The organism is Desulfovibrio sp. SGI.169 (assembly GCF_050313595.1).
Classification (GTDB): Bacteria; Desulfobacterota; Desulfovibrionia; order Desulfovibrionales; family Desulfovibrionaceae; genus Desulfovibrio.
In genome coordinates this window covers 1-2,482 of sequence record NZ_JBNPLS010000065.1, presented here as the reverse complement: position 1 = coordinate 2,482, position 2,482 = coordinate 1, and the positions used below count along the sequence as shown (strand labels likewise).

1 protein-coding gene and 2 pseudogenes are annotated in these 2,482 nt (G+C 33.8%); 1 reads left to right on the top strand and 2 read right to left on the bottom strand.

The features are described from left to right. Together ACQRA4_RS13700 and ACQRA4_RS13695 are read right to left on the bottom strand one after the other, a co-directional pair. A pseudogene (locus ACQRA4_RS13700) lies at positions 1 to 131 on the bottom strand (IS5/IS1182 family transposase); the annotation flags it as partial. 70 nt (positions 132 to 201) lie between these two features. Beyond that, positions 202 to 650, bottom strand: a pseudogene (locus ACQRA4_RS13695) (IS5 family transposase); the annotation flags it as partial. A gap of 411 nt (positions 651 to 1,061) precedes the next feature. Between ACQRA4_RS13695 and ACQRA4_RS13690 the strand changes: the two are divergent. Continuing rightward, a partial coding sequence (locus tag ACQRA4_RS13690) for a hypothetical protein (protein WP_427823607.1) occupies positions 1,062 to 2,482 on the top strand: 1,421 nt, incomplete at its 3' end.

Genomic DNA, 2,482 nt, shown 5'->3' with positions numbered 1-2,482 from the left:
CCGTGCTTGATGACATGGATAATCCCGCTGACGATACGTCTGTCATCAACCCTTGGAACGCCATGGGAGCGAGGAAAGTAGCGTTTGATACGGGCGATTTGTTCATGGGAAAGATAAAAAAGTTCTTTCATTGTGACATGCCAATGACAAGAACTTTTTCCCTTTTTGGCAATTAATGAGTCCTGAATCTGGATAGTGTTGTCAACGGACTGCCGCCAGGAATGAAGCGGTATTTTTGGCATATCGGGTGGCAATCCCCCGCCAACGCTTCAATTCGAGAAAAGCATTTTCGACAAGATGTCGCAGACGATAGATATACTCGTCATAATCCATCAGGATTTTACGGCTTTTCCGCGGCGGAATGACTGGCTGGATGCCATTTTTATTGATGACTCCTACCAGAGCATCACTGTCATACCCCTTGTCCGCCAGAAGATATTCAGCAGTTATCCCTTCAACAAGTTTGCAAGCCTGCGAGCAGTCCGCAACGGTACCTGCTGTAACAAGCATTCTGACCGGCATACCATGCGCATCCACGGCCAGGTGTATCTTTGAGTTGAGCCTCCTTTTGCGCGTTGATTACCACCGTGTGCCCCTGTAGCATGCGGGTGTACCTTGATATGGCTTGCATCGATCATAAGCCATTCAAAATATGTGTTTTGCATGGCCATTTGCACGAGTTATATATTTTCATTGCTTACAGTACTTGATGGAATAAATAATTCAGATGAGGATATGTCTGTCATCAACCCTTGAAACGGCCATGAGAACGCGAAAGGTATCGTTTGATGCGGGCGATTTGCTCATGGGAAAATAAAAAATTCTTTCATTGTGCCCTGCTTATGCCAACGATAAGAAATTTTTCCATTTTTTTGCTGTTAATGAGTCTTGAAGCTAATTGGCAATGATTGCCATAAAATAGAAAATCAGATATAAATAAAACATTAGTCAGCAATGAACGAACAAGCGATACTTATTGTCAAAATAGTTTTCACGTCTGTCCAAATTATTGGAGGTTATATGAACGAAAAAATTGCATCATTGTCTTTTTTTCTGCATTGGTGAATAGGCATAAAAATGTTCTTGAAGTAATTTTAGAATTGGTTTCATACGCTCTTTTGTCTCAAAATAAATATACATTTTTAATTCCAGAGGCTACAAATGCTGTAAACGAATTTTACTCATTTGATTTTCCAGATGCGGTTATAAAAAAAACATGTAATAAAATGGTATCTGATAAAATATTATCAAGAAATAATCAATTTAGTTATTCATTTGTTGATAAAACAAAATTTAATATTGATGACGCGGATAAAGTTTTTACAGAATTACATAATATACATAAAGAATTATGTGATGCATTATTGGCATATGCTAATGAAAAATTTGGAGAGTTTATTTCGGAGAATGAAGATAAAGATAATATTATAAAGTGTTTATTCGATTTTGTCTTATATGGAAAATCTAACAATCCATTTCATTCAAGAATTGTTTCCTCGTTTTTGGTATCTATAACAGATAATGATTATTATACATCATATCTGAGCAATATGCGGCAAGCTCTTGTTTTATATCAAGGTATTTGTTATTCTCAAAACTTTAATGAACTTGGAAATTGGAATAGAGAATTATCTCTATTTTTTAATACGGACGTACTTTTTTCTGCATATGGACTCAATGGAGAATATAAGAAGAAACTATTTGATGATTTTTATCAGCTTGCAAGTGAAATCAATATAAATGCAAGAAACAAGAAAAATAGAGATATTATAAAATTTTATTATTTTGATCAGGTAAAGACTGAAATAGACGATTTTTATTATGTGGCTAGTCTTGTTGTTCAAAATAAAGTTACATTAAATCCAGATAAAAAGGCAATGATTTCGATAGTAAATGGGTGCAATAAAGAAAGTAATGTATTAGAGAAAAAAGCAAAATTTTTCTCTTTCTTAAAAAATAAAAATATAAATTTGGTAACAGATATTCCAGACACAAGAGACTATATAGTTGAAAGTTCTGAAATAATTAAAAAATTAGAGCAAGAATCTATAGAAAATAATAAACCATTTGATAATAATGAAGTGGCGTTAGCATTTACATATTTAACTTTAATAAACGCGTATCGGAAAGGGCATAGCGACTGTGCATTCCATAGCGCAAAATATTTTTTTGTGACTGATAAATCACTAACAAACTATATTGCTACTAATCCTATTGTAAAATTTAATGAAAAGGATATCCCTTTAGCCACAAGTATTGATTTTTTGACATCAAAATTTTGGTTTTCATTGAATAAAAGTTTTTCAATGGGAAACAGAATGATTACATTTGATGTTATTGTAAGAGCAAAATTAGTTCTTGAATCTCAGCTAAATGACGCGATTGGAGAATGTTTTAATGAAATCAGGAACAAAATTGCAAGTGGTGCAATTACATCGGCAGAAGCTGAGCAACTATATCTCTCTCTGAGAGAAAAAAGTTT